The sequence below is a fragment of the Enterobacter sp. 302C9 genome, from assembly GCF_034106085.1.
GTDB classification, from domain to species: Bacteria; Pseudomonadota; Gammaproteobacteria; order Enterobacterales; family Enterobacteriaceae; genus Enterobacter; species Enterobacter asburiae_B.
The window spans coordinates 1-25,711 of the sequence record NZ_JAWNBW010000003.1; the positions used below are offsets into that span (position 1 = coordinate 1).

The window sequence follows — 25,711 nt, forward strand, 5'->3', positions numbered from 1 at the left end:
GGCGGCTTTAGCGCGGTGGTCCCACCTGACCCCATGCCGAACTCAGAAGTGAAACGCCGTAGCGCCGATGGTAGTGTGGGGTCTCCCCATGTGAGAGTAGGGAACTGCCAGACATCAAATAAGTGAAAAGGCCATCCGAAAGGATGGCCTTTTTGCGTTTATGCGCCGAAAAAAGGGTAGGCCGGGTAAGGCGAAGCCTCCACCCGGCAGTGCAAACAACTAATGAATTACCTGTGACAGGAATGCTCGCGTACGTTCTGACTTCGGATGGGCAAAGAACTCATCCGGCGGCGCCTGTTCGACAATCTCACCGCGGTCCATAAAGATCACCCTGTCAGCGACAGTTCTGGCAAACCCCATCTCATGCGTCACACACAGCATGGTCATGCCGGATTGTGCCAGCCCAATCATGGTGTCCAGAACCTCTTTTACCATTTCCGGATCCAGGGCAGATGTCGGTTCATCAAACAGCATAATTTTCGGCTTCATACACAGCGAACGGGCGATAGCCACACGCTGCTGTTGGCCACCCGATATCTGGCCAGGGAATTTATTGGCATGCTCTGCGATACGTACGCGTTCAAGGTAGTGCATTGCCAACGCCTCCGCTTCCTTTTTCGGCATCTTTTGAACCCAAATGGGGGCCAGCGTGCAGTTTTGCAGAACGGTCAGATGCGGGAACAGATTGAAGTGCTGGAACACCATCCCCACTTCCTGTCGTACACGGTCGATATTGCGAATATCTTCATTCAACTCGATACCATCAACCACAATACGCCCCTGCTGATGTTCTTCAAGATGGTTAATACAGCGAATAGTTGTGGATTTCCCTGAACCGGAAGGACCACAAAGTACGATACGTTCGCCCTGCTTCACCTTGAGATTGATATCCTTCAGGACATGAAATTGTCCGTACCATTTATTGACGTTTTCCAGCGTAATCATCGCGTCGGCAGGTGTCATAGTAATCTGGCTCATAATTTCCTCAGTGCGGTGTACGCCCGGTGTTAAAGCGCTTTTCCAGATGCTGGCTATAGCGCGACATGCTAAAACAGAAGATCCAGTAGATCAGGGCAGCGAAGACATATCCCTCGGTGGACATACCCAGCCAGACAGGGTCAACGGTAGCCTGCTGCACGCTGCTAAAGAGATCGAACAATCCGATGATGATCACCAGGCTGGTATCTTTGAAGAGGGCAATGATCGTGTTGACCAGACCAGGAATGACCAGCTTGAGTGCTTGCGGGAGAATGACCAGACCCTGCGTTTTCCAGTAACCGAGTGCCAGGGATTCAGCGGCTTCGTACTGGCCCTTAGGCAACGCTTGCAGACCACCACGTACAACTTCAGCGACATAGGCGGACTGGAAGAGAATCACCCCCACCAGGGCACGGATCAGCTTGTCGATGGTTGTACCTTCTGCCATAAAAAGCGGCAGCATGACCGATGACATAAACAGAACGGTGATAAGCGGTACGCCGCGCCAGAACTCAATGAAGATAACGGAGAGCACACGGACGATCGGCATTTTTGAACGCCGTCCCAGGGCCAGTAAAATCCCCCACGGTAAAGCACCGGCTATCCCCACTGAAGCGATAATCAGCGTCAGCGTCAGCCCGCCCCACTGGCGTGTTTCAACGCGTTCCAGTCCCAGGAAACCGCCATACAACAGTACCCAGACAATAATCGGATAAACTACGGCCCAGGCAGCAATATAGCGTCCACGCTGAGGCAGCTTTTTCCAGAACATAGCCGCGACAGAGAGCAGGCCGATAACCAGCGCCAGATTTATCCGCCAGCGCTGTTCATGGGGATACAATCCATACATGAACTGACCGAAACGCTCATGAATAAACACCCAGCAGGCGCCGGCTTTCGTGCAGTCAGCTCGGGTTGAACCGACCCAGTTGGCCTGTAAAAACGCCCAGTTCAGCAGGGGAGGAATCAATTCCCACATGAGCCACAGGCAGACAATCGTCAGCAGGCTGTTGCTCCAGCTGGAGAAAAGATTCTTACGCGCCCAGAGAATGAAACGTCCACCTGTCGAGTTGGCAGGGCGCGAGGAGTGCGACAGTATCGCTTTTGTCATCATAGATCCTTAGCGCTCGACCAGTGCTATACGGCGGTTATAAAGGTTCATCAGTAGTGAAATCACCAGGCTGATGATCAGATAGACAGACATCGTGATGGCGATGGTTTCAATGGCTTGTCCGGTCTGGTTAAGCACGGTTCCGGCGAAGAGTGACACCATATCCGGATAACCAATCGCAGCGGCCAGCGACGAGTTTTTGACAATATTGAGATACTGGCTGGTCAGGGGAGGAATGATGACCCGTAAAGCCTGCGGAATGATGACCTGGCGAAGCGTCACGGTATGGGGTAATCCCAGCGAGCGCGCCGCCTCGTGCTGCCCATAAGGTACGGCCTGGATCCCTGCACGGATGATTTCTGCGATAAAGGCGGACGTATAAATCGACAGCGCCAGCGTCAGGGCTGCCAGCTCGGGAATTAATACCATCCCGCCCTGAAAGTTAAAGCCCCGCAGATGTGGAATATCCCAGTGCAGCGCTGCCCCAAACAGCCAGTGTGCTATTAGTGGCAGGCTAACGATCAGGACAGCTGCCGTGGGCCAGGTCCTACGAAGCTGACCGGTTTTGATCTGATGCTTGCGGTTAAAACGGAATACCCCCGCAGAGAGCGCAAGCGCTATCACAATCGCGCCGATAAAAGCGTACAGTCCTTCACCCGGTTGAGGAGAAGGAATGGACAACCCACGGTTACTGAGGAAAAACAGCTCAAACGCGTCGACGGCCTGGCGGGGACCGGGAAGGTTACGCAGTACGGCGAAATACCAGAAGAAGATCTGCAGGAGCGGGGGGATATTGCGGAACGTCTCGATGTAAACAGTCGACAGTTTCCGCAGAAGCCAGTTTTCAGAAAGACGCGCCAGGCCAATAAAGAAGCCCAGTATCGACGCGAAGACGATACAAAGCGCCGATACCAACAGCGTATTCAGTAAACCGACCACGAACACGCGTCCGTACGTGTCACCTTCCTGGTAATCAATAAGGTGCTGAACAATACCGAACCCCGCGCTGCGATCTAAAAACGCGAAACCGGAAGTAATGCCGCGGTTATTCAGGTTGGTGATGGTGTTATGGATGAGATACACGGCGATGAGAACAACCGCAACAATAGCAATAATCTGGAATAGCCAGGCGCGGACCGCGGGATGAGAAAAGGATAGCGATCCTTTTACGGCTGAGCGGCGATGGGACATAAAGAAACCTCAGTAACCATGACTCTGGAGTGGGCACTGCCGGAGCAGTGCCCGTTACAGCTATGACTTAACGTACTGGTGGTGCGTACTGAATACCGCCGTTGTTCCAGAGATTGTTCTGGCCGCGTTTGATCTTCAGCGGGCTTTCCGATCCCACGTTGCGCTCAAAGATCTCAGAGTAGTTGCCCACCTGTTTGATGATGTTGTAAGCCCACTTGTTATCCAGCTTCAGATCCTTGCCGAAATCACCTTCTTTACCGAGCAGGTGTGCCATATCCGGGTTGGATGGCTTAGCGGCTTTTTCATCAACGTTTTTAGAGTTGATGCCCATCTCTTCTGCGTTCAGCATGGCAAACAGCGTCCAGCGAACGATGGAGAACCAGTCTTCATCGCCACGACGAACGACGGGGCCGAGAGGCTCTTTGGAGATGACTTCAGGCAGGACAATCCACTCTGCCGGGTTGCTCAGCTTAATGCGTAAGGCATACAGCTGTGACTGGTCAGAGGCCAGCGTGTCGCAACGGCCGGATTCCAGCGCTTTGGCCGATTCATCCGAGCGGTCGAATGTCACCGGGGTGTATTTCATGTTGTTCGCTTTGAAATAATCCGCGACGTTCAGCTCGGTATCGGTGCCCGCCTGGATACAAACGGTGGCGCCATCCAGTTCCTTGGCGCTTTTCAGGCCCGCTTTATTGTGGGTCAGGAAGCCGATGCCGTCATAATAGGTCACGCCCGTAAATGACATCCCCATGCCGGCATCACGGGAGGAAGTCCAGGTGGTATTACGGGAGAGCATGTCGACCTCGCCGGACTGCAGCGCAGTAAAGCGTTCTTTCGCCGTCAGCGGGGTATATTTTACTTTGCTGTCATCGCCAAAAACGGCGGCTGCAACGCCACGGCAGACATCCACATCAATACCGGTAAATTTGCCGTTCGCATCGGCATAAGAGAAGCCAGGCAAACCGTCACTGATACCACATTGAACAAAACCTTTCTTTTTAACGGCATCCAGTGTCGTTCCCGCATGGGCTTGACCGGCTACGGCAAACAACATGCCTGCAGCGGCCAGGCTGGCTATCATCGTCTTTTTCATAATGCATCCTGTGTGGCGAAATTTATCGTTATAGAGGCGTTTTTAAACGCTTTACCTGTCTGTGGCTTTGGCCAACGTTTATAAAGCAAACGTAATGCCAGTTTTGCGTTCGACAAAATAAGAGACGAGTGAACGCTTAATGCTGAGTGTAGACAGGCTTAAATAAAACGAGCGCCCCAGAACGGTGCGAAATTACAACCTGTGCCACAAATCGGAGCAAAAGTTGCGAGTTGGGTCAGGAAAAAGAAGAGATAGTTTTCAGCGTGAATATTGGCAGGGTATTCAATAATCTTAATGTGTGAAAATCATCACGATAGAATAAGTAATTTGAATGAATATGCGAAAAAGTTGTGACTGACTTCAGGCTTAGATTAATTTAGTGAATATTTACAGGGCTATTTTTTTACTTATTTGAAAATATTGCACTCATTAAAAGCAAAAGCGCGGCCAGAGCCGCGCTTTCTCAACAGATGTTACTTCGTGAGGGCAACAATACCCAGTGTTAAACCCGCTACTGCGGCAGCACCGCCGGCGATAGCACCCGCAGTCTCCCAGTTATCCTGGGTGGTGCCTTTCATACAGGTATTGGTATGAACCAGTCGGCCCTGGTCGTCGTAAACCGGTACACATGGAGAATCGTGCGCGCAACCAGCAAGCAGCGCAGCGAGAAGTGCAACGGAAATGAATCTTTTCATGATGTTACCTCAGTATTATTTCTCATCCGCTATAAAGCCAGGAGGGCTATTAACGAACTGGAGGTTATTTTACCACCGGGGTAAGTCCTCGTTACACGAGGAATAATCTCAAATTATGTAGTTTGTAAAAATCGTGGAGAAAAGTCGGTTTCAGGAGGAATTAATGGAGACATTATGGAGTTGCAAGAGACTGTTTTTACTTAATGCAAATCATCATATTCTTAATGCTTCCTTTATGTAAAACCTAATTGGTTGTTTAAGTTAAAAATAAAAAGGCACCAGAGGTGCCTTTTCAGGGAAACATTAACCTTTATGGTGCGTAAACCGTCGCCGAACAACCACAAAGAAAACGGGCACGAAGAAAATCGCCAGAAGCGTTGCGGAAAGCATTCCCCCCATAACGCCCGTACCGACGGCGTTTTGCGCGCCGCTCCCGGCCCCGGTGCTGATCACCAGCGGCATGACGCCAAGAATAAAGGCCAGAGACGTCATCAGGATCGGTCGAAGGCGCATCCTGGAAGCTTCCAGCGTGGCTTCAATAATGCCTTTGCCTTCTTTATCCATCAGGTCTTTAGCAAATTCGACGATCAGGATGGCGTTTTTCGCCGATAAACCAATCGTCGTCAGCAGGCCGACCTGGAAATAGACGTCATTGTTTAACCCGCGCAACGACGCTGCGAGAAGAGCCCCAATGACCCCAAGCGGCACAACCAGCATAACGGAGAACGGAATGGACCAGCTTTCATACAGCGCAGCCAGGCACAGGAACACCACGATCAGTGAAATGGCGTACAGGGCAGGCGCCTGGTTACCCGAGAGCCGCTCCTGATAAGACATCCCCGTCCAGTCATAGCCGATGCCGGAAGGCAGTTTTGCCGCGAGACTTTCCATCATAGCCATGGCCTCACCGGTGCTTTTACCCGGGGCTGATTCACCCAGGATCTCCATAGAGGGCATCCCGTTATAGCGTTCCAGACGAGGTGAACCATACACCCAGCGAGCGTTGCTGAAGGCGGAGAACGGGACCATTTCCCAATTCGCGCTGCGCACGTAAAGGTTGTTAATATCTCCCGGCAACATACGGAATTTTGCGTCGGCCTGTACGTAGACCTTTTTCACTCGGCCATGATCGATAAAGTCATTCACATAGGTGCCACCTAAGGCCGTCGAAATCGTCTGGTTGACGTCAGAAAGGCTGACGCCCAGCGCCTGCGCTTTCTCCTGATCGACATCCAGCTTGAACTGAGGCGTATCTTCAAGATCGTTAGGGCGCACGCGAACCAGCAGGTCAGGGTGCTCATGCACCATGCTGAGCAGTTGGTTACGCGCCTGCGTCAGCTGGGTATGCCCCAGGTTGGCCTGATCGATCAATTCAAAATCGAAGCCCGTGGCGGTACCCAGTTCGATAATTGCAGGCAGGTTAAACGGGAACACGAGGCCATCTGTAATTTGACTGAAGGCTTTTGTCGCGCGGCTCACAATGGCTTCGACGCCGTTTTCCGCCCCCGGGCGCTCCTCCCAGGGCTTCAGGCTGACGAAGGCGATACCGGCGTTCTGACCCTGGCCGCTAAAGCTAAAGCCGTTTACGGTAAAGACGGATTCCACGTTCGCCTTTTCGTTGTTCAGATAGTAGTCCTGAACCTGATCGAGGACCTGCTGAGTACGCGTCTGGGTTGCACCCGCCGGGAGTTGAACCATCGTCATAAACACCCCCTGATCCTCTTCGGGCAGGAAGGAGGTAGGCAAGCGCAGGAAGAGCACCGCCATCCCTCCGACGATAATGACGTACACCGCCAGATAGCGCCCTGTCTTACGCAAAATACCGCTCACGCTGTTGCTGTAGTGCTCCACGCTTTTATCAAAGAGCGCATTAAACCAGCCGAAGAAGCCGCCTTTCTTCTCATGATGGTCGCCGGATACGGGCTTAAGCAACGTTGCGCAGAGTGCGGGCGTCAGGATTAGCGCAACCAGTACGGACAACGCCATCGCGGAAACGATAGTCAGCGAGAACTGGCGATAGATCGCCCCCGTTGAGCCGCCAAAAAAGGCCATCGGAATAAAGACCGCCGAGAGCACCATGGCGATCCCCACCAGTGCACCCTGGATCTGCTCCATCGACTTCTGCGTGGCCTCTTTCGGCGGCAGTTTGTCTTCGACCATGACGCGTTCAACGTTCTCAACGACCACGATAGCGTCATCGACCAGCAGACCTATCGCCAGCACCATACCGAACATCGTCAGGGTATTGATGGAGAAACCGAATGCCGCCAGAACCGCAAAGGTACCCAGCAGAACGACCGGCACCGCGATAGTCGGGATGAGCGTCGCCCGCAGGTTTTGCAGGAACAGGTACATCACCAGGAAGACGAGAACGATCGCTTCAAACAGGGTCTTCACCACTTCGTGAATGGAGATTTTCACAAAAGGGGTGGTGTCATAGGGATAGACAACTTTCAGCCCCTGCGGGAAGAACTGCTGCAGTTGCGCCAGCTTGCTCTTAATGGCTGCCGCGGTGTCCAGCGCATTTGCCCCGGTTGCCAGCTTAATCCCCAGGCCGGTTGCCGCCTGCCCGTTGATTTTAGTGACCATGTTGTAGTTTTCGCCACCCAGCTCAATACGAGCCACGTCCTTCAGATGAACCATCGAGCCGTCCTGATTCACCTTGAGCGTCACGCGGCCAAACTCCTCCGGTGATTTCAGGCGGGTTTGCGCGATGATTGAGGCATTCAGCTGTTGCCCGGGAATGGACGGCGTTCCGCCCAGCTGGCCTGCTGCTATCTGGTCGTTCTGCGTTTTCAGCTGGTTGATAATATCCTGCGGCGTCAGCTGGTATTTGTTCATCGCGTTGCTGTCGAGCCAGATGCGCATCGCATACTGAGCGCCAAACAGCTGAACGTCACCGACGCCAGACGTTCGGCTGATGGCATCTTTGACGTTCGAAGCGACATAGTCAGAGATGTCATTCTGCGTGAGATTTTTGTTGTCTGAAACAAAGCCGGCGACCAGCAGGAAGCTGCTGCTGGATTTCTCCACGCCAATCCCTTGCTGCTGAACCTCTTGCGGCAGCAGCGGCATGGCGAGCTGCAGCTTGTTCTGCACCTGTACCTGGGCGATGTCCGGATCGGTTCCTGACTCGAAGGTCAGGGTGATGGTGACATTACCCGCTGAATCGCTGGTGGAGGACATATACATCAGCTTATCGATACCGTTCATGTTCTGTTCGATAACCTGGGTCACGGTATCCTGCACCGTTTGAGCGTCCGCTCCCGGGTAAGTCGCGGATATCGCCACGGCGGGAGGAGCAATGGTCGGATACTGTGCGACGGGAAGTTTGAGAATGGCCAGCCCGCCTGCAATCATCAAAATGATGGCAAGTACCCAGGCGAAAACCGGTCTTTGAATAAAGAAATTAGCCATGTCGTCGTCCCTTAACCGGCTGGCGTCGTGGTGATATCAGGCGTGGCGACGACGGTTACCCCGGGTCTGACTTTCTGTAGCCCGCTGACAATCACGCGGTCACCGTTTTTCAGCCCTTCCGTCACCAGCCAGCGATCGCCAATTGCCTGAGGGGCCACGACGGTTCGCGGCTCAACCTGATTTTTATCATTCACCACCAGGACGGTTGCATCGCCTCGCGGTGTACGGGTCACGCCTTGCTGTGGTACCAGAATCGCCTCCGGCTGGGTGCCTTCATCAATGCGGGCGCGAACGAACATGCCGGGTAACAATAGATGCTGAGGGTTCCGGAAAATGGCGCGCAGGGTGATCGAGCCGGTACTTTCATCGACCGTGACGTCAGAGAACTGCAATGTGCCTTTTAGCGGGTAGGGCTGCCCGTTCTCCATCAGCAGCTCAACGTTGCTGGCGATATCACCTTTTTGCAGGCTTGTCTGTTTCAGGCGCATAAAATCATTACTGGACTGGGTGACATCAACATAAATCGGATCGAGAAGCTGGACCGTTGCCAGCGCTGCGGCTTGCCCGTTCGTCACCAGCGCCCCTTCGGTCACGCTGGATTTTCCGATACGACCATCAACCGGAGAGGTCACTTTGGTGTAGGCAAGGTTGATACGTGCGCTCTCAACACCCGCTTTTGCGGCAACCACGCTGGCATCTGCCTGCTGAGCCGTCGCCACGGCCTGGTCATACTCCTGCTTACTGACATACTGGGTGCCTACCAGAGGGAGATAACGTTTCACCGTCAGGTGCGCCATATTGGCCGCCGCCTGAGCCTTCGCCAGTTCGCCTTTCGCGCTGTCATAGGCTGCCTGATAGGGCGCAGGATCAATCTGGTAAAGTGACTCGCCCGCTTTTACATCGCTACCCTCCGCGAAGTTACGGCGCAGGATAATGCCGCTAACCTGAGGACGAACCTCCGCAACGCGAAATGCATCTGTTCTGCCCGGGAGTTCAGTGGTGACCGCCAGAGGCGCGCTTTTCACAATATGCACGCTGACCTGAGGCGCCTGCTGGTGTTGCCGTTGATTTTCCTGACCATCGCATCCAGTGAGCAGTACCGCGCAGACAATGAAACCGGATAAGGGCAAGCGTCTGAAATGATTCGTCATTACTGTTCCTTTAAATACCCATTCACCGATATATGCCGCGAATCGGTAGCAGGGGCAGAGGGATAAAAATAAAATGTAGCTGCGTATAATAATGAGGGTATTTAATGTTTTTTAATTTATAAGTGCGAATGACCATGCTTGTAGAAAAAATCAGAATCAGACCGGGTCCATTCAGGGATATACTTCAGGCATGTTAATCAGGTAAATGAGTTTAATGTTTTTAATTATTCACTCCGCCAATTTAATTGGAGCGATATATTTATATTGATTATAAATTAAGAGGGGTGACTTTTTTTGTGCAAAATTAAAACGGATTTTAGTGAATACTTACATTTGCATGAACGCAATATTACTTTTAAACCTTGTGAGTAACGAGTAGTTGCCTATGGCGCGTAAAAAGAAAGAAGAGGCTCAACAAACCCGGCAGCAGCTGATTGAGGCGGCTATTGAACAGTTTGCGACGCGGGGCGTAGCCAGCACGACGCTGACGGATATCGCTGATGCTGCTAAGGTGACGCGCGGCGCGATCTACTGGCACTTCACCAGTAAATCTGAAATATTTAATGCCATCTGGGAACAGCAATTACCGCTTCGCGAGATTATTCACGACAGGCTTTCCTTTTCCGATAGTGACGATCCATTGTTAAAACTTCGTGAGCAATTTATTACTGCGCTGCAGTATATTGCCCATGAACCCCGGCAATGTGCGCTTTTACAAATTCTGTATCATAAGTGTGAATTTAGCAGCGATATGATTTCTGAACGTGAAATTAGAAAGCGTATCGGATTCAACGATGACACGCTACGCGCCGCGCTGGAGACCTGTATTTCGCGAAACATCATTTCGCCACAGGTGAATGTTGATCTCACCTTGATTGTATTGCACGGTTTTTTTAGCGGAATAATTAAAAACTGGTTAATGAATAACGACAGTTTTAATCTTTATCAGCAGGCTCCCGCTCTGGTCGATAGCATACTGGCGACACTCCCGGTTATTCGCGTGTCGCCAGATGAGGGTGCTTACTGTTCAGCGCCAGGTAACATTTCCCCTCGGGCACAAAGTGCTTCTATGGTCTGCGCGCTGACGGGTTTACCTAACAGATAACCCTGAAGGGTGTTACAGCCCAGCTCGGTTAAAAAGGCTTGCTGCGCTTCGGTTTCCACACCTTCAGCCACAACTTTCAGGTTAAGTGTTTTAGCGAGAGCCACAATCGCTGAGACAATAGTGGCATCCTCGCTCTCGCCACTGAGCTCTTGCACAAACTCCCTGTCGATTTTCAATTCACAGGCCGGTAAGCGCTTGAGGTACAGCAGGCTCGAATATCCGGTGCCAAAATCATCAATGGAGGCCTTCACCCCCGCATTCGTCAGCTCTGTCAGCACGCGTACGCTCTCATCCGGGTTGCTCATCGCCGTGGTTTCCGTCACTTCGAGGATCAACATTTCCGGTGGCACCTGGTGAAGTGCCAGGCAGTCGAGAACCGTTTTAACCAGCGAAGGTTGTTCAAACTGCAGTGTCGACAGGTTTACCGCCATTGACCAGCTTTGATGTCCCTGAAGATGCCATTCCCGCAGCTGGCGACAGGCTTCATTAATCACCCAGTTGCCAATCGGGACGATCAGCCCCGTTTTTTCCGCCAGCGGCAGAAAAAGGTCCGGCGTCAGTAACCCTTGCTTAGGATGCTGCCAGCGCAACAGCGCCTCGAATCCGAGGACCGGGCCCGCCGGGGCGTGAAATTTTGGCTGATACAGCAGGCGCAGCTCATTGCGATCGATCGCCATCCACAAATCGTTCATTAACTGGAGATGGGTCTGCGCCAGGGTGTTCATGGAGGGCTGGAAGAAGTGGTAACCGTTACGGCCCATATGCTTCGTGTGATACATCGCCGCGTCGGCGTTAAACATCAGCTCACGCTCGGTTTTGCCGTCGTGAGGGTACAGCGCGATACCAATGCTGAGGGTCACCACCAGTTCATAGGGGCTGAGATTGAAGGGGCTATCGATCGCGCGCACCAGCGAATTCGCCAGCGATGCCGCGTCGTCCGGACCTTCTCCCTCTGCCAGCAGAACAAATTCATCACCGCCGATGCGTGCAAGGGTGAACTGGCCTTTCAGGAGAAGCAGCAGACGCTGCGTAACGGCGACCAGCAGCCTGTCACCGACATCATGGCCGTAGGCGTCATTGATAGCTTTAAAGCCGTCAAGATCCATGAACATCAGGGCAAAGTGATTCCCTTCACGATCGGCTTTGCTGATGGCCTGATCGAGTCTGTCTTCCAGCAGGATACGGTTGGGCAGACGCGTCAGGGTATCGTGTAGCGCCAGCTGAGCGAGCTCCCGGTTAGCTTCTGCCAGCGACGAGGCCAGAAGGGCGGTGCGTGCCTGAAGGCGGGCATCCAGCATCGACACCAGCAGGGTGATCCCAAGAATAGAGAGCGCGACGACGCTGACCAGCACCGCCAGCCAGCTCCCGTTAATCCCCTCATGGTGAACCATTGTGGACATCGGAAACTGCGCCGCTTTCATCCCGGCATAGTGCATGCCGGCAATGGCAATTCCCATCGTGATGGCGGCACCCATGCGCATCAGCACGACCTGCGCGGCTTCGCGACGCAGGCGGAAGGTCAGCCATAATGCCGCGAGCGAAGCGGCAAGCGCAATCACGACCGAAATGGCCACCCAGACCTTGTCCCAGATTATCCCGGGCATCACCTCCAGCGCCGCCATGCCGGTGTAATGCATGGCCACAATACCGCTTCCCATTACCAGCGCGCCGGGCAGCAGTCGGCGCAGGCGTAGTTGCTCGCAGCTCACAAGCCATAGCGCAAACAGCGACGAACCCACGGCGATGACCATGGATAGCACCGTCAGGGTGGCGTTGTAGCTCATGCTCATGGAGAGGTCCATCGCCAGCATGCCGATAAAATGCATGGCCCACACGCCAATCCCCATAGCAATACCGCCGCCAGCCAGCCAGACGCGGGCAGCGACGCCCTGACTCCCGGCGACGCGTGCAGCCATGTTCAGCGCGGTATACGCAGCAAGAATGGCAACAACAAAGGAGAGGACGACAAGGATAGGGTTGTATTGGCTGACCAGCATGGACGGTTCTACTCGAGTGTGGGGTTACGCTAGAGCGGTTGAGAAGGGCGAGACATTATCACCGTCAGGTAATGGCTCAAAGGGATTTAAATCCCCGTTTTTAGTGGGTAATAACGGGGTGATTTGCGCAATCGGGCGGTTAGTCGAGCTCTGAGCAGTTCACGAGTTTCAGCGGATTGACGGAGTTCATATTGCGACACTTATCGGTTTCGGTGCTCATCAGTTCAATCCACTGCATCAGGAGTGCATCGAAAATGAGAACGGAGATTGCAAAAACAACCAGCCACCAGTATTTACGAATCATTGTGTCATTCCGCAGGAAGATCGCCACTAAGGTGGGGGAAATATACACGAAAAACCGGGGTTGAAAAGCAGGAGAGGCGAAGGTTTACAATGCGTTGACGGAGAAGCGCAGGTAATAAAAAAGGCGCTTCCCCATGCCGAAGAGCGCCTTTTTAAACAAGCATTTAACTGATTAGTATCAGTTCATGCCGTATTTTTTCAGTTTCTTACGCAGAGTACCACGGTTGATACCCATCATCAGCGCAGCGCGGGTTTGGTTACCGCGGGTGTATTGCATCACCATGTCCAACAGTGGCTGTTCAACTTCAGCCAGTACCAGCTCATACAGGTCATTAACATCCTGACCGTTCAGTTGAGCAAAATAGTTCTTCAGTGCCTGTTTAACCGAGTCACGCAGGGGCTTTTGAGTTACCTGGTCCTGAGAGTTAACGGTAGAAACGGTCAGTACGTCAGAATTTACGCGTTGTTCGAACATAGTTCTGTCAGCTCTTTATTTCATTACGCAAGATTTTCGAAGTATGCCTCCAACGCCTCCAGCTGTACGCTGGCATCCTCTATGGCGTTGAATGTGCGCCGAAACTGGTCATCTGGAGCGTGCTCCTGGAGATACCAGGAGACGTGTTTACGCGCAATTCGGTACCCTTTTGCCTGACCGTAGTGGTCATGCAGTTCCCGAACATGCGAACAAAGCAAGCGCTTAACCTCTGCCAGAGGCAGCGGGGCAAGCAGCTCCCCAGTGTCCAGATAATGCTGGATTTCCCGGAAGATCCAGGGTCTTCCCTGAGCTGCACGTCCTATCATCAGAGCATCAGCTCCCGTATAGTCGAGTACAGCCCTGGCTTTAAGCGGGTCAGTTATGTCGCCATTCGCGATAATCGGAATGGAAACTTTCTGCTTAACTGCCCGAATGCTGTCGTATTCAGCTTCACCGTTGAACAAACAGGCGCGAGTGCGTCCATGGATGGTCAGGGCCTGAATGCCACAGTCTTCGGCCAGTTGGGCAATCTCTACACAGTTACGGTGTTCCGGCGACCAACCCGTGCGAATCTTCAACGTAACAGGAACGTCCACCGCGCTGACAACCGCCGTCAGGATAGCTTTCACCTGGTCGGGGTATTGCAGAAGGGCTGAACCTGCAAGCTTGCGATTCACCTTTTTGGCCGGGCACCCCATATTGATATCAATAATCTGGGCACCACTTTCCACGTTAATCCGCGCGGCATCTGCCATCTCTTCAGGCACGCTTCCGGCAATTTGCACGGTGCGGATACCTGGTTCATCAACGTGCACCATCCGAAGGCGGGATTTATCGCTTTCCCAAACCTGCGGGTTAGACGACATCATCTCGGATACGGTTAAACCGGCTCCCATCTCATAGCACAGCGTCCTGAACGGCCGGTCTGTAATACCTGCCATTGGGGCTGCGATCAGGCGATTTCTAAGCTGGTGGTGTCCGATGCGCATGAGTTAAGAAATGACCATACTGTGACTGCAAGGCGGCGTATATTACGCATTTTTTGCACGAGATGAAAGGCCAAACTTTGAACAATCCACTGTTGTAGATCAAGGAATCGCCGCCCAATCTTCCCGTTAAAAATTATTCATTATTTAAATCATTAAGTTATATGATAATGGTTATTTTATGGGCGCTTACAATTTCCCGTAACTTCTCATCATTTCTGAATAAATGCGTCGCTGAAGCGGGATAATCTGCTGTTTTTAACAGCAGATTTCCCTTCTTCTTTGCGATCTGCGTCGCATTTTAGAACATGATCGTCATGCGAAAAATGCGTGTTATTCGACCACGACGCGCCCATGCAGCGACTGTACCGGACGGTTATTATCGTGATGCATTGTCTGGGTGAATCTGGCAAGTTGTTCTGCAGAAACCGTCAGGGGCTGTTTAAGTACAATCCAGGTAACGCCTTCTGAACACGGTGGAGTGGTCAGTGAACCGCTAAAGCGCCAGTACGTTTTATTTTTTGGCAGCAGTTTGTTCAGGTTGAGATCCTGTTTGATGGAGACGTTCTGCTCGGCCTGCTGAGGCATAACGCGCCACAGTTTTTCAAGCTCCGGGTTTGCGGCCCCTTTATCAAACATGACCGCCACCACCGTCAGTTCCCCACTGGCATTTTTATGAACCAGATGCATTTCCATCGCGTATCTCTTGCCATGTACGGTGTTTTCGCTCGGCGCGTGGAAATGGAACTGCTGTAAGGTCCAGGTTTGCTTATCGAGAGTAAGGGTATCGCGGGTGTTCGCCTGTTCACCTGCCTGAATGGTATGGCCATTGTTCGTCAGTGTAACAGGGCCATCAACGTAGTGGGTTTGTAGCGGGGAGAGATGGGCGTTAGTGGTCGAATCAATATTAACAGGAGACTGGTTCATACCGCTTTGACAGGTCTTGTATGCCTCGTCCATCTCGCCCCAGTGTTGCGGTGAACCTTCCCCTTCATAGCTCCAGTGTGATGCAAATGCTGAAGCCGAGATCATGCTCAGCGCCAGCAGCGCTGCCTTGCCTGTAACGTGTGTCATCATATTCTTCCGGTGAATTTTTGTAATACAAATCAACATGATTTGTAGGGTTATTTTACCGAAGAATGAACGGGGGAGAGAGGATTATCAGAGGGTGAGAGGCGTGGTCAGATGACCACGCCAGATTCTTATTTTTTACGGCCGGTGATGCGGCACCACTCTTCTTTTTCCACCACCGGGTCGAGGGCAAAGAGATCGGCGTAGGCTTCACACACGCTGTCGGCCTGGCTTGCCAGGATACCGGAAAGCCCCAGCAGACCGCCCTCAAGGGGCAGCACGCTGATTAACGGAGCCAGTTCGCGCAGTGGGCCCGCCAGAATGTTTGCGACCACCACATCGGCTTTCATGGCTTCTGGCTGAGCATCCGGCAGATACAGCTCCAGACGATCGGAGACGCCGTTACGCTCGGCATTATCGCGGCTGGCCTGAATCGCCTGCGGATCGATATCGATCCCGATGGCTTTTGCCGCGCCCAGCTTCAGGGCTGCAATCGCGAGGATCCCGGATCCGCAGCCGAAGTCGATCACTGTCTTACCGTCCAGATCCAGACCATCCAGCCACTGCAGGCACAGAGATGTGGTTGGGTGAGTACCGGTACCAAACGCCAGGCCCGGGTCGAGCATCACGTTCACTGCGCTTTCATCAGGGACATCGCGCCAGCTCGGACAGATCCACAGACGTTTGCCGAACTGCATCGGGTGGAAGTTATCCATCCACTCGCGTTCCCAGTCTTTATCTTCCAGCTGTTCGATTTTATGCACGAAACCTGCGCCCAGCAGAGGATGATTCTCCAGAATCGCGACAACCTCTTTCATATCGGTTTCGGCATCAAACAGGCCAATAACGTCGGTATCACCCCACAGGCGGGTTTCGCCCGGCAGCGGCTCAAAGACCGGCGTGTCATGCGTGTCCTGGAAGGTGATAGAGACCGAACCGGCCTCCATCAGCGCATCGCTCAGCTCTTCGGCGTTCGCGCCGGTTGTGTTCAGTTTTAGTTGGATCCACGGCATGGCAAAACTCTTTATTTATCAGTAGAAATCATAGCGGGTTGTGGGACGGGCTGACCGAAACGGTTCCCCACCACAAACGCCAGTAAACTTAGCAGTAACGAAGGCACAATTGGATGGAAGCCCAGGTACTGAATCTTAAACGTTGCGAGGACGGCGTAAAGCACGCCGCCGACAATCATCGCGCTCAGCGCACCGGCGGCATTCGCGCGCTCCCAGTAGAGCCCTAACACCAGCGGCCACAGGAATACCGCTTCAAGCCCACCAAATGCCAGCAGGTTCAGCCAGATGATCATCTCTGGCGGGCGCCACGCGGCTAACAGCAGCAATGCCCCTAACACCAAAGTAATAACGGCCGACATGCGCTTCAGGCGCCGTTCATTCTCTGCCTGCTCAGGACGCAGGTTCAAATAGAGATCTTTTATGATCGTAGCGGAACTTTGCAGTAGCTGAGCGTTGATGGTCGACATAATGGCGGCCATCGGTGCGGCGAGGAAGATCCCGGCGGCAAATGGCGGCAGCACTTTAACCATCAGGGTTGGGATAACCAGATCGGGTACGGTAAGGTCAGGAATAACTGCCCGACCTAACGCGCCCGCCAGGTGCATACCAAACATCAGGATCGCAACCACGATAGTGCCGATAATGATACCTCTGTGCACGGCTTTGCTGTCTTTGTAAGAGATACAGCGTACGGCGGTATGCGGCAGGCCAATCACCCCAAAGCACACCAACACCCAGAACGAGGTCATAAAGGTTGGCGAAAGGATGTCATCCGCGCCCTGCGGCGAAACCAGTTTTGGATCGATCGTCTCGAGCGTTTCAACCGCATGGCTCAGGCCGCCCGCGGCGTGGACGATGCCGACCAGCAGGACAAGAGTGCCGATAAGCATAACCATGCCCTGCATCGTATCGTTCAGCACGCTGGCTCGGAATCCGCCAAACGCGGTATACAGCGCAATGCTGACTCCGAAGATGATCAAGCCTGTCTCGTAGGGAATACCCGCTGCCGTTTCCAGCAGGCGTGCCCCGCCGATAAACTGTACCGTCATTGCGCCAATAAAGGCCACCAGCAGGCTTAAGCTGGCCAGCCACACCAGTAAACGGCTCTGATAGCGGGCAAACAGCATATCGTTGAGCGTCACGGCATTATAACGGCGCGCCAGAATGGCAAATTTTTTACCCAGTATGCCCAGCGAGAGCCAGACGGCAGGAAGCTGGATCATCGCCAGCAGCACCCAGCCTAACCCGTATTTATAGGCCGCACCGGGCCCGCCGATAAACGAACTGGCGCTGATGTAGGTCGCGGTCAGCGTCATGGCCAGCACGACGCCGCCCATCGAGCGGCTGCCAAGAAAATACTCGTTCAGGAAGGTGCCCGTCGTTCTTTTACGCATGGCGTAAACGGATAAACCAAACACCACTAACAAGTAAGCGATAAGCGGCAGAATGACTTCAAGCTGCATCATCGTCCTCCAGCGGAATATCGCGATAAATGAATTTCACCATTGCCCAGCACAGCAGGATGAAGACCAGCGGTACCAGCAGACACGCCATTTCGAACCAGTGCGGCAGGCCGGTGATGCCAATAGCGGAGTCAGGTAAGTAAGCAGTTACTAACCATGCAGCGAGATAGAGAAGGGTCAGCCACAGCGCCCAGCGCGCTTCTTTATGGGCCTGAACAAAACGTTTGTCCATTTTTTGTCCCTTGTGGATGAAGAAAGCGGGGATTGTACATGATGGGGCCTGGGGATCCCCAGAAATAAAAAAGGCCGGATAATCCGGCCTTTTAGCAACACAGGTCTCTTACTTCTCGTTCAGACCGAGTTTTTTCTCCAGATAGTGGATGTTGGTTCCACCATTCTGGAAGTGCTCGTCGCTCATAATACGCATCTGCAGATCAACGTTGGTTTTGATACCGTCGATGATCAGCTCCTGCAGGGCGTTTTTCATGCGGGCAATCGCCACGTCACGGTTTTCGCCGTAGCAGATAAGCTTGCCGATCATTGAGTCATAATACGGCGGTACGGTGTAACCGGCGTAGATATGAGACTCCCAGCGCACACCAAAGCCACCCGGCGCGTGGAAACGCGTGATTTTACCCGGGCTTGGCAGGAAGGTGTTCGGGTCTTCGGCGTTGATACGGCACTCTACCGCATGGCCTTTCACCACAACTTCTTCCTGCTTGATGGACAGCGGCTGGCCTGCAGCGATACGCAGCTGTTCTTTGATCAGGTCAACGCCGGTGATCATTTCGGTAACCGGGTGTTCAACCTGAATACGGGTGTTCATTTCGATGAAATAGAACTCGCCGTTTTCGAACAGGAACTCAAAGGTACCTGCACCGCGATAGCCGATATCGACACACGCTTTGGAGCAACGCTCGCCGATGTAGCGACGCAGTTCCGGGGTAATGCCCGGTGCTGGCGCTTCTTCGACCACTTTCTGGTGACGACGCTGCATGGAGCAGTCACGTTCTGCCAGATAGATCGCGTTACCCTGACCGTCAGCCAGCACCTGAATTTCGATGTGGCGTGGGTTTTCCAGGTATTTTTCCATGTACACCATGTCATTGCTGAAAGCGGCTTTCGCTTCTGCTTTGGTCATGGAGATGGACTGCGCCAGTTCAGCATCGCTACGCACAACGCGCATACCGCGACCGCCGCCGCCGCCGGACGCCTTGATGATAACCGGGTAGCCAATGCGTTTAGCATGAGCACGGTTAGCATCCATGTCGTCGGTCAGAGGGCCGTCAGAGCCTGGTACGGTTGGAACACCGGCTTTTTTCATCGCGGTGATTGCAGACACTTTGTCGCCCATCAGGCGGATGGTGTCGGCTTTCGGGCCGATGAAGATGAAGCCAGAGCGTTCAACCTGCTCAGCAAAGTTGGCGTTCTCAGAGAGGAAGCCGTAACCCGGATGAATTGCCACCGCGCCGGTGATTTCAGCGGCGCTGATGATAGCCGGGATGTTCAGATAGCTTTTTACGGACGGAGCCGGGCCAATACAGACCGTCTCATCCGCCAGCAATACGTGTTTTAAATCGCGATCCGCGCTTGAGTGCACAGCGACGGTCTTGATGCCCAGTTCTTTACAGGCACGAAGAATACGCAGTGCGATCTCGCCGCGGTTGGCGATAACAATTTTATCCAGCATGTACGCCTCGTTACTCGATGACGACCAGCGGCTCGTCAAATTCAACCGGCTGACCACTTTCGACCAGAATCGCTTTAACAGTACCTGATTTGTCTGCTTCGATCTGGTTCATCATTTTCATCGCTTCAACGATGCACAGGGTATCGCCTACGTTGACTTTCTGACCCACTTCGATGAACGCCTTCGCGTCCGGGCTCGGGGTGCGGTAGAAAGTACCAACCATTGGGGAACGTACGATGTGACCACTGATTTCTGCTGCAGCGGCAGGTGCGGCTTCAGCTGCTGGCGCAACGGCTGCGGAGAGCGCAGGCTGCTGCACTGGCGCAGCATAAGCTTGCTGCATTACCGGGAAGCTAGCGGCTGGGGCTGCACGGCTGATGCGTACAGACTCTTCGCCTTCAGAAATTTCCAGTTCGGAGATGCCTGATTCTTCAACCAGCTCGATCAGTTTTTTAATCTTACGAATATCCATGAGTGGGTTCCGTACTCTTGTTTAGTGTGATTGTGACAAGCGTTTTACCGCTGTCTGTAAAGCGTATGAATAGCCGTCTGCGCCCAGTCCACAGATAACGCCAGCAGCGATATCCGACAGATACGAATGGTGACGGAACGGCTCTCGGGCGTGCACATTACTCAGGTGGATCTCGATAAACGGGATACTCACCGCAAGCAGTGCGTCGCGGATAGCAACACTGGTGTGCGTAAACGCGGCCGGATTGATCAGGATATAGTCCACATTGTCTTTAGCCTGATGAATACGGTCGATGAGTGCGTACTCCGCATTCGACTGAAAATGATCCAAATCCACATTCAGTGACGCTGCTTCCGTTCCCAGACGGTTAACAATTTCACTCAATGTTAGCGTGCCGTACTTCTCTGGCTCACGGGTGCCGAGCATGTTCAGGTTCGGTCCGTTCAAAACTAAGATATGGAATTTATCAGTCATTATGCCGCTATCTCCTGCGATTTTCGGGTAAAAAACAAAATATACCTTCGAAACGCAAATGTCACCTTTTCAGAGGCTTAAAACCGCTGTCAGGCGAACCAAGGTCGCACATTATAACGATTTCGTAGCATTTAGCAGCTAAATACTGGTCTTATCAGGGAAGATTATCAACCGCTATCCGAAAAAGATTTGCGGTTGACGGGTAATCTGCGGGAAAACGCACAGTTTCGCGAACTATCGCAACCACTGGCGGAACTTCTTGTAACGCCATGCCAAAAGCGCCACGGCCGCCAGTGCATAAAGGATTGGCTGCGGCGAGAGGATCTTCACCGACCACAGGTAATGAATGGGAGCGAGGATCGCGACAAGATAGACGAAGTTATGCAGAAGCTGCCAGCGCCTGCCCAGTTTTCGCTGCGCATATTGCGTGGATGTCAGCGCTAACGCCAGTAAAACCACCCAGCTCACGATACCCAGCGTCAGATAAGGACGTGTCACCAGTTCGCGGCCAAGCAGCGCCAGATTGTTAATTCCCAGTTCCAGCAGGGCGTAGCTGGTGAGGTGCAGCGTCGCCCAGGCAAAACACCAGAGCCCTAACAGGCGACGGGTGCGTATCAATAAGGGCTGTTTAGCGTAGCGCGCCAGCGGCGAGACGAGCAAGGTGGCCAGCAAAAATTTCAGAGCCATCCGACCGGTAAAATGCTGGATATCCTTCGCCGGGTCTGCGCTAAAGAGCCCCTGGCTTGCGGCCCAGAACAGCCATATAAAAGGAAGCAGCCCGGCCAGGTGCAGCAGCACTTTCAGCCAGGTAATCTGTTTTGCCGTTAAACGCACTCAGAAGTTCTCCCGTAAGTTGAGGCCACGGTAAAGCGAGGCCACTTCATCCGCATAGCCGTTAAACAGCAGCGTCGGCTGGCGCTTCACGTCCAGCGCACCGCCGGAACCGATAAACCGCTCGGTTGCCTGCGACCAGCGCGGATGATCCACGTGCGGGTTAACGTTGGCGAAGAAGCCGTATTCGTCCGGAGCCGCCAGATTCCAGGTGGTTGGCGGACGTTCGCGGGTAAGCTTAATGCTGACGATAGATTTAATCCCTTTGAAACCATATTTCCACGGTACGGTTAAACGGATAGGGGCACCGTTCTGCGGCGGAAGCGCTTTGCCATATACGCCAACGGTCAGCAGGGTGAGGGGGTGCATAGCTTCGTCGAGACGTAGCCCTTCCACATACGGATATTCAAGCCCGCCGCCGATAAACCGATCTTTCTGCCCGGGCATCTCGTCCGGCGCATAGCGCGTCTGGAAAGCGACATATTTTGCATTGCTGGTGGGCTCAACCAACGCCAGCAGTTTATGCAGCGGGAAGCCGACCCAGGGCACAACCATCGACCAGGCCTCCACGCAGCGCATGCGATAGATACGCTCTTCGAGCGGGAAACGGGTGGTGAGATCGTGATGGTCCAGCGTCAGGGGTTTCGCCACTTCTCCATCAATTTTCAGCGTCCACGGATCGGTTTTGAGGCTCCCCGCGTTGGCGGCAGGATCGGCCTTATCGAGACCAAATTCGTAGAAGTTGTTGTAGCCGGTAACTTTATCTTCCGGCGTGAGCGTCAGCTTGTTTTGCCATTCGGCCGGTTTGGTAAAGGTGAGCGGGGCGCCGGATGGGGCCTTTGGCCGATCGTTGCCTTTAAACCAGTCGAGCAGGTCGGCGTGTGCCGCGGGAGAGAGCGTCAGGGCAGTGGCGCTGATGCCAAGCATTTTCAGGATCTGGCGGCGCTGTAACATAAAGACAGACTCGGACGTTACGTCGGCTTCCGTCAGTTTTCGGTTTTTCATGGCATCCTCCGTCATGCGTTTTTCTAAGCATGACGGAGGAGAGGGATTCGCGCGAATATGTCACGAAAATTTGAAGATTAGGCGATTTTCACCAGCGCGCGGCCGTGGAACTGGTTGTCCATGATCTTACTGGCGTATTCCGGCGCCTGGCTGAGGGTTATCTCCGTTGCGCTCTGGGTATAGAAAGATTCCGGCAGATCGCGCACCAGCCGTTCCCAGGCTTCATGACGACGGGCCGGCGGGGTCATTACGGAATCCACACCCTGCAGGCGTACGTTACGCAGAATAAATGGCATCACGGTGGTTGGCAGGGCAAATCCGCCCGCCAGACCGCAGGCTGCCACGCATCCGCCGTAGTTCATCTGCGCCAGGACTTTTGCCAGCACCTTATCACCGACGGTATCCACCGCCCCAGCCCAAACCTGTTTTTCCAGCGGACGGGTTTCGGCAAATTCGTCGCGGCTGAGAATGCGGCTGGCGCCGAGCTGGCGCAGATAGTCATGGGTGCTTTCTCGGCCGGAAACCGCAGCGACCTGATAGCCCAGCTTGTGGAGCAGCGTGACTGCCGTGCTGCCCACGCCTCCGCTCGCGCCGGTGACGACAATTTCCCCTGACTCAGGGCGAATACCCGCATCTTCCAGCGCCATCACGCACAGCATGGCGGTAAAGCCTGCCGTGCCGACGATCATCGCCTTGCGGCCATCCATGCCTTTCGGCACAGGCACCAGCCAGTCGCCCTTCACGCGCGCCTGCGTTGCCAGCCCGCCCCAGTGATTTTCACCCACGCCCCAGCCTGTGAGCAGCACATGCTGGCCCGGATGGAAGCGCGGATCCTCGCTGGTATGAACCCGCCCAGCGAAATCGATCCCCGGCACCATAGGGAAATTTCGGATGATTTTACCCTTACCGGTAATAGCCAGCGCATCTTTATAATTTAAACTGGACCAGTCGATGTCGACGGTTACGTCGCCTTCCGGCAGGCGACTCTCTTCAACCGCCTGCACTGAGGCAAGCGTTTTGCCGTCCTGCTGTTCTAAGATCAAAGCCTGCATACGGGGTCCTCACGACTCAGATGATTGGAAAATAATTTCTGAAGACTATACTCGCTCAGGGAAACGCAGTGCCGATTTAACGCAATAAATTGCCAGATACGCCCGATTTGGTAGTATGCCGCATTTGAAATGCAAGTTAGCGCTTACTCGCTACCCCATCAACCCACGGAGTAATCTCAAGGATGCGATTAACGACGAAGTTCTCAGCTTTTATCACCTTGCTGACGGGGCTTACCATTTTTGTCACGCTTCTGGGCTGTTCCCTGAGTTTTTACACCGCCATTCAGGACAAGCTGGTCAACCGGGTACAGTCTGTTGCCTCGGTGATTGATACGCGTCTGCTGACGACGCCCCTACCGGCGCTCTCCCGTGAGCTTGATGAGTTGATGGTACCTGTTGATATCGTTCAGATCGACATTCTGCAGGGAAAGCATCGTGTTTTAAGCCATGAACGACCGGGAAGCTATCGCCCCGCGGGCGTGGTAAGCCAGTATCGGGAAGTGACGGTGCATTCCCTTAAAAATCCGGGGATGACCATACACATGGTCTACCTCGATCCGATGGCCAGCTATTTCCGTTCCATGATGACCACCGCGCCGCTCACCGTCGCCGTTGCGTTTATCGTCCTGCTGATCTTTCTCGCGGTCCGCTGGCTGCGCCGCCAGCTCTCTGGTCAGGAGCTGCTGGAGATGCGATCCGTACGTATCCTGAACGGTGAACGCGGCCCGCAGGTGCGTGGCTCTGTCCACGAGTGGCCGTCACGCGCCAGCAGCGCGCTCGATACCCTGCTCTCCGAAATCCAGTTTGCCAGCGACCAGCGCAGCCGTATGGATACGCTGATCCGCTCTTATGCGGCGCAGGATAATAAAACTGGCCTTAACAACCGTCTTTTCTTTGATAATCAGCTCGCCACGCTGCTCGACGATTCAGAAAAAGTGGGGACTCACGGGGTGGTGATGATGATTCGTCTGCCCGATTTCGATCTCCTGCGCGACACCTGGGGACAGCGTGCCGCGGAAGAAAACCTCTTTACGCTGATCAACCTGCTCTCCACCTTTATTATGCGCTACCCGGGCGCGCTGCTGGCCCGCTATCACCGCAGCGACTTTGCCGTGCTGTTGCCTCACCGTACGCTGAAGGAATCCGAAAGCATCGCCAGCCAGCTGCTGAAGGCGGTAGATGCGCTGCCGCAGAGCAAAATGCTCGACAGGGACGATATGGTCCACATGGGGATCTGCGCCTGGCGTGGCGGACAATCGACTGAACAGGTGATGGAGCATGCGGAAGCCGCTACCCGCAACGCCGTGTTGCAGGGAGCCAACGGATGGGCGGTTTACGATGACTCGCTGCCGGAAAAAGGGCGCGGCAACGTGCGCTGGCGCACGCTGATTGAGCAAATGCTCAGCCGCGGCGGGCCACGTATTTATCAAAAACCCGCGGTCATGAAAAACGGCAACGTTCATCACCGTGAACTGATGTGTCGTATTTTTGACGGTACCGAAGAGGTCATCTCTGCGGAATATCTGCCGATGGTGCTGCAATTTGGCCTGTCCGAAGAGTATGACCGCCAGCAAATTACCCGGCTGATTCCGTTTTTATCCTTCTGGCCTGAAGAAAACCTGGCGTTACAGGTCACCGTGGAGTCGTTAATACGCCCACGTTTTCAGCGCTGGCTACGTGATACGCTAATGCAATGCGAAAAATCGCAACGTAAACACATTATTTTTGAACTTGCTGAGGCCGATGTAGGTCAACACATCAGCCGGTTACGTCCGGTGGTACGTTTGATCAATGCGCTCGGTGCACGTATCGCTGTGACGCAGGCAGGTTTAACGCTGGTCAGCACCAACTGGATCAAGGAACTGGATGTGGAGTTATTAAAGCTACATCCGGGGCTGGTAAGGAATATTGAGAAGCGTACGGAAAACCAGCTGCTGGTACAGAGTCTGGTAGAAGCGTGCAAGGGTACGCGAACACAAGTATTCGCCACGGGCGTGCGCTCCAGAAGCGAATGGCAGATGTTAACAGCGCGCGGCGTGATGGGCGGTCAGGGGGATTTTTTTGCTGCCTCTCAACCGCTTGACACCAACGTGAAAAAATATTTGCAAAGATACTCTGTTTGACCTGCCGTTTACGCT

Annotated in this window: 23 protein-coding genes and 1 rRNA gene; 3 read left to right on the forward strand and 21 right to left on the reverse strand. The window is 53.7% G+C overall.

The annotated features are described in order from the left end of the window. Positions 1-113: ribosomal RNA gene (gene rrf, locus UR289_RS07945) — 5S ribosomal RNA — on the forward strand; the annotation flags it as partial. A 106-nt stretch (positions 114-219) separates the two neighbouring features. On the opposite strand, the gene UR289_RS07950 is transcribed toward rrf, so the two are convergent. The 7 genes from UR289_RS07950 to UR289_RS07980 all read right to left on the reverse strand — a co-directional run bounded on the left by UR289_RS07950 (position 220) and on the right by UR289_RS07980 (position 9,636). Continuing rightward, the gene (locus UR289_RS07950) at positions 220-978 is read right to left on the reverse strand and encodes an amino acid ABC transporter ATP-binding protein (RefSeq protein WP_010436211.1); all 759 of its coding nucleotides are present in this window, start codon (positions 976-978) and stop codon (positions 220-222) included. A 7-nt stretch (positions 979-985) separates the two neighbouring features. Next, a complete protein-coding gene (locus UR289_RS07955; RefSeq protein ID WP_033146777.1) occupies positions 986-2,089 on the reverse strand; it encodes an amino acid ABC transporter permease in 1,104 nt (367 codons plus the stop codon). Positions 2,090-2,098: 9 nt separating this feature from the next. Next, positions 2,099-3,280 (reverse strand): amino acid ABC transporter permease, encoded by a 1,182-nt coding sequence (locus UR289_RS07960; protein ID WP_023309438.1) that lies wholly within the window; start codon positions 3,278-3,280, stop codon positions 2,099-2,101. A 67-nt stretch (positions 3,281-3,347) separates the two neighbouring features. Further along, the gene (locus UR289_RS07965) at positions 3,348-4,373 is read right to left on the reverse strand and encodes an amino acid ABC transporter substrate-binding protein (protein ID WP_023333654.1); all 1,026 of its coding nucleotides are present in this window, start codon (positions 4,371-4,373) and stop codon (positions 3,348-3,350) included. A gap of 473 nt (positions 4,374-4,846) precedes the next feature. Further along, positions 4,847-5,068 (reverse strand): lipoprotein, encoded by a 222-nt coding sequence (locus UR289_RS07970; RefSeq protein ID WP_008502867.1) that lies wholly within the window; start codon positions 5,066-5,068, stop codon positions 4,847-4,849. A gap of 303 nt (positions 5,069-5,371) precedes the next feature. Then, on the reverse strand, positions 5,372-8,485 hold the full coding sequence (locus UR289_RS07975) for an efflux RND transporter permease subunit (RefSeq protein WP_320709683.1): 3,114 nt from the start codon (positions 8,483-8,485) through the stop codon (positions 5,372-5,374). 11 nt (positions 8,486-8,496) lie between these two features. Then, positions 8,497-9,636 carry an efflux RND transporter periplasmic adaptor subunit gene (locus tag UR289_RS07980; RefSeq protein ID WP_320709684.1) on the reverse strand — a complete coding sequence of 380 codons (1,140 nt, stop codon included), beginning with the start codon at positions 9,634-9,636 and terminating at the stop codon, positions 8,497-8,499. A gap of 385 nt (positions 9,637-10,021) precedes the next feature. Between UR289_RS07980 and envR the strand changes: the two genes are divergently transcribed. After that, positions 10,022-10,741: an acrEF/envCD operon transcriptional regulator gene (gene envR, locus UR289_RS07985; protein ID WP_320709686.1), complete on the forward strand. Its 720-nt coding sequence runs from the start codon at positions 10,022-10,024 to the stop codon at positions 10,739-10,741. Here the strand turns inward: envR and UR289_RS07990 are convergent. From UR289_RS07990 to UR289_RS08055, 14 genes are all read right to left on the reverse strand, one after another. Then, a complete protein-coding gene (locus UR289_RS07990) occupies positions 10,657-12,738 on the reverse strand; it encodes a bifunctional diguanylate cyclase/phosphodiesterase (protein WP_320709688.1) in 2,082 nt (693 codons plus the stop codon). The two genes, envR and UR289_RS07990, sit on opposite strands and share 85 nt — an antisense overlap. Before the next feature lie 139 nt (positions 12,739-12,877). Continuing rightward, complete coding sequence (locus UR289_RS07995; RefSeq protein ID WP_008502862.1) at positions 12,878-13,042, reverse strand: DUF2556 family protein; 165 nt, start codon at positions 13,040-13,042, stop codon at positions 12,878-12,880. 177 nt (positions 13,043-13,219) lie between these two features. After that, positions 13,220-13,516 carry a DNA-binding transcriptional regulator Fis gene (gene fis / locus UR289_RS08000; RefSeq protein ID WP_000462905.1) on the reverse strand — a complete coding sequence of 99 codons (297 nt, stop codon included), beginning with the start codon at positions 13,514-13,516 and terminating at the stop codon, positions 13,220-13,222. 23 nt (positions 13,517-13,539) lie between these two features. Then, the gene (gene dusB / locus UR289_RS08005; RefSeq protein WP_023309409.1) at positions 13,540-14,505 is read right to left on the reverse strand and encodes a tRNA dihydrouridine synthase DusB; all 966 of its coding nucleotides are present in this window, start codon (positions 14,503-14,505) and stop codon (positions 13,540-13,542) included. Positions 14,506-14,835: 330 nt separating this feature from the next. Further along, the gene (locus UR289_RS08010) at positions 14,836-15,576 is read right to left on the reverse strand and encodes a carbonic anhydrase (RefSeq protein ID WP_048977708.1); all 741 of its coding nucleotides are present in this window, start codon (positions 15,574-15,576) and stop codon (positions 14,836-14,838) included. A 128-nt stretch (positions 15,577-15,704) separates the two neighbouring features. Beyond that, positions 15,705-16,586 carry a 50S ribosomal protein L11 methyltransferase gene (prmA, locus tag UR289_RS08015; protein WP_214538870.1) on the reverse strand — a complete coding sequence of 294 codons (882 nt, stop codon included), beginning with the start codon at positions 16,584-16,586 and terminating at the stop codon, positions 15,705-15,707. Positions 16,587-16,597: 11 nt separating this feature from the next. Then, positions 16,598-18,049, reverse strand: a complete 1,452-nt coding sequence (gene panF / locus UR289_RS08020) for a sodium/pantothenate symporter (RefSeq protein ID WP_048981157.1) — start codon at positions 18,047-18,049, stop codon at positions 16,598-16,600. After that, entirely contained in the window at positions 18,039-18,281 is a 243-nt protein-coding gene (locus UR289_RS08025; protein WP_006178860.1) for a YhdT family protein, read from the reverse strand. The genes panF and UR289_RS08025 overlap by 11 nt, the downstream gene beginning before the upstream one ends. Positions 18,282-18,389: 108 nt before the next feature. Further along, a complete protein-coding gene (gene accC / locus UR289_RS08030; protein ID WP_023333644.1) occupies positions 18,390-19,739 on the reverse strand; it encodes an acetyl-CoA carboxylase biotin carboxylase subunit in 1,350 nt (449 codons plus the stop codon). Between the two features lie 10 nt (positions 19,740-19,749). After that, positions 19,750-20,211, reverse strand: a complete 462-nt coding sequence (gene accB / locus UR289_RS08035) for an acetyl-CoA carboxylase biotin carboxyl carrier protein (RefSeq protein WP_010436174.1) — start codon at positions 20,209-20,211, stop codon at positions 19,750-19,752. A 21-nt stretch (positions 20,212-20,232) separates the two neighbouring features. Next, positions 20,233-20,685 (reverse strand): type II 3-dehydroquinate dehydratase, encoded by a 453-nt coding sequence (aroQ, locus tag UR289_RS08040; RefSeq protein ID WP_023309405.1) that lies wholly within the window; start codon positions 20,683-20,685, stop codon positions 20,233-20,235. A 234-nt stretch (positions 20,686-20,919) separates the two neighbouring features. Next, positions 20,920-21,519, reverse strand: coding sequence for a protein-methionine-sulfoxide reductase heme-binding subunit MsrQ (msrQ, locus tag UR289_RS08045; RefSeq protein WP_032659655.1), 600 nt, complete (start codon positions 21,517-21,519; stop codon positions 20,920-20,922). Beyond that, positions 21,520-22,521, reverse strand: coding sequence for a protein-methionine-sulfoxide reductase catalytic subunit MsrP (gene msrP / locus UR289_RS08050; RefSeq protein WP_320709690.1), 1,002 nt, complete (start codon positions 22,519-22,521; stop codon positions 21,520-21,522). It abuts the gene before it with no gap. Between the two features lie 77 nt (positions 22,522-22,598). Beyond that, positions 22,599-23,573, reverse strand: a complete 975-nt coding sequence (locus UR289_RS08055; protein WP_032659658.1) for an MDR family oxidoreductase — start codon at positions 23,571-23,573, stop codon at positions 22,599-22,601. A gap of 182 nt (positions 23,574-23,755) precedes the next feature. On the opposite strand from UR289_RS08055, the gene csrD reads away from it, so the two are divergent. Then, positions 23,756-25,696, forward strand: coding sequence for an RNase E specificity factor CsrD (csrD, locus tag UR289_RS08060; protein ID WP_048981162.1), 1,941 nt, complete (start codon positions 23,756-23,758; stop codon positions 25,694-25,696). The last annotated feature ends 15 nt before the right edge of the window (positions 25,697-25,711 follow it).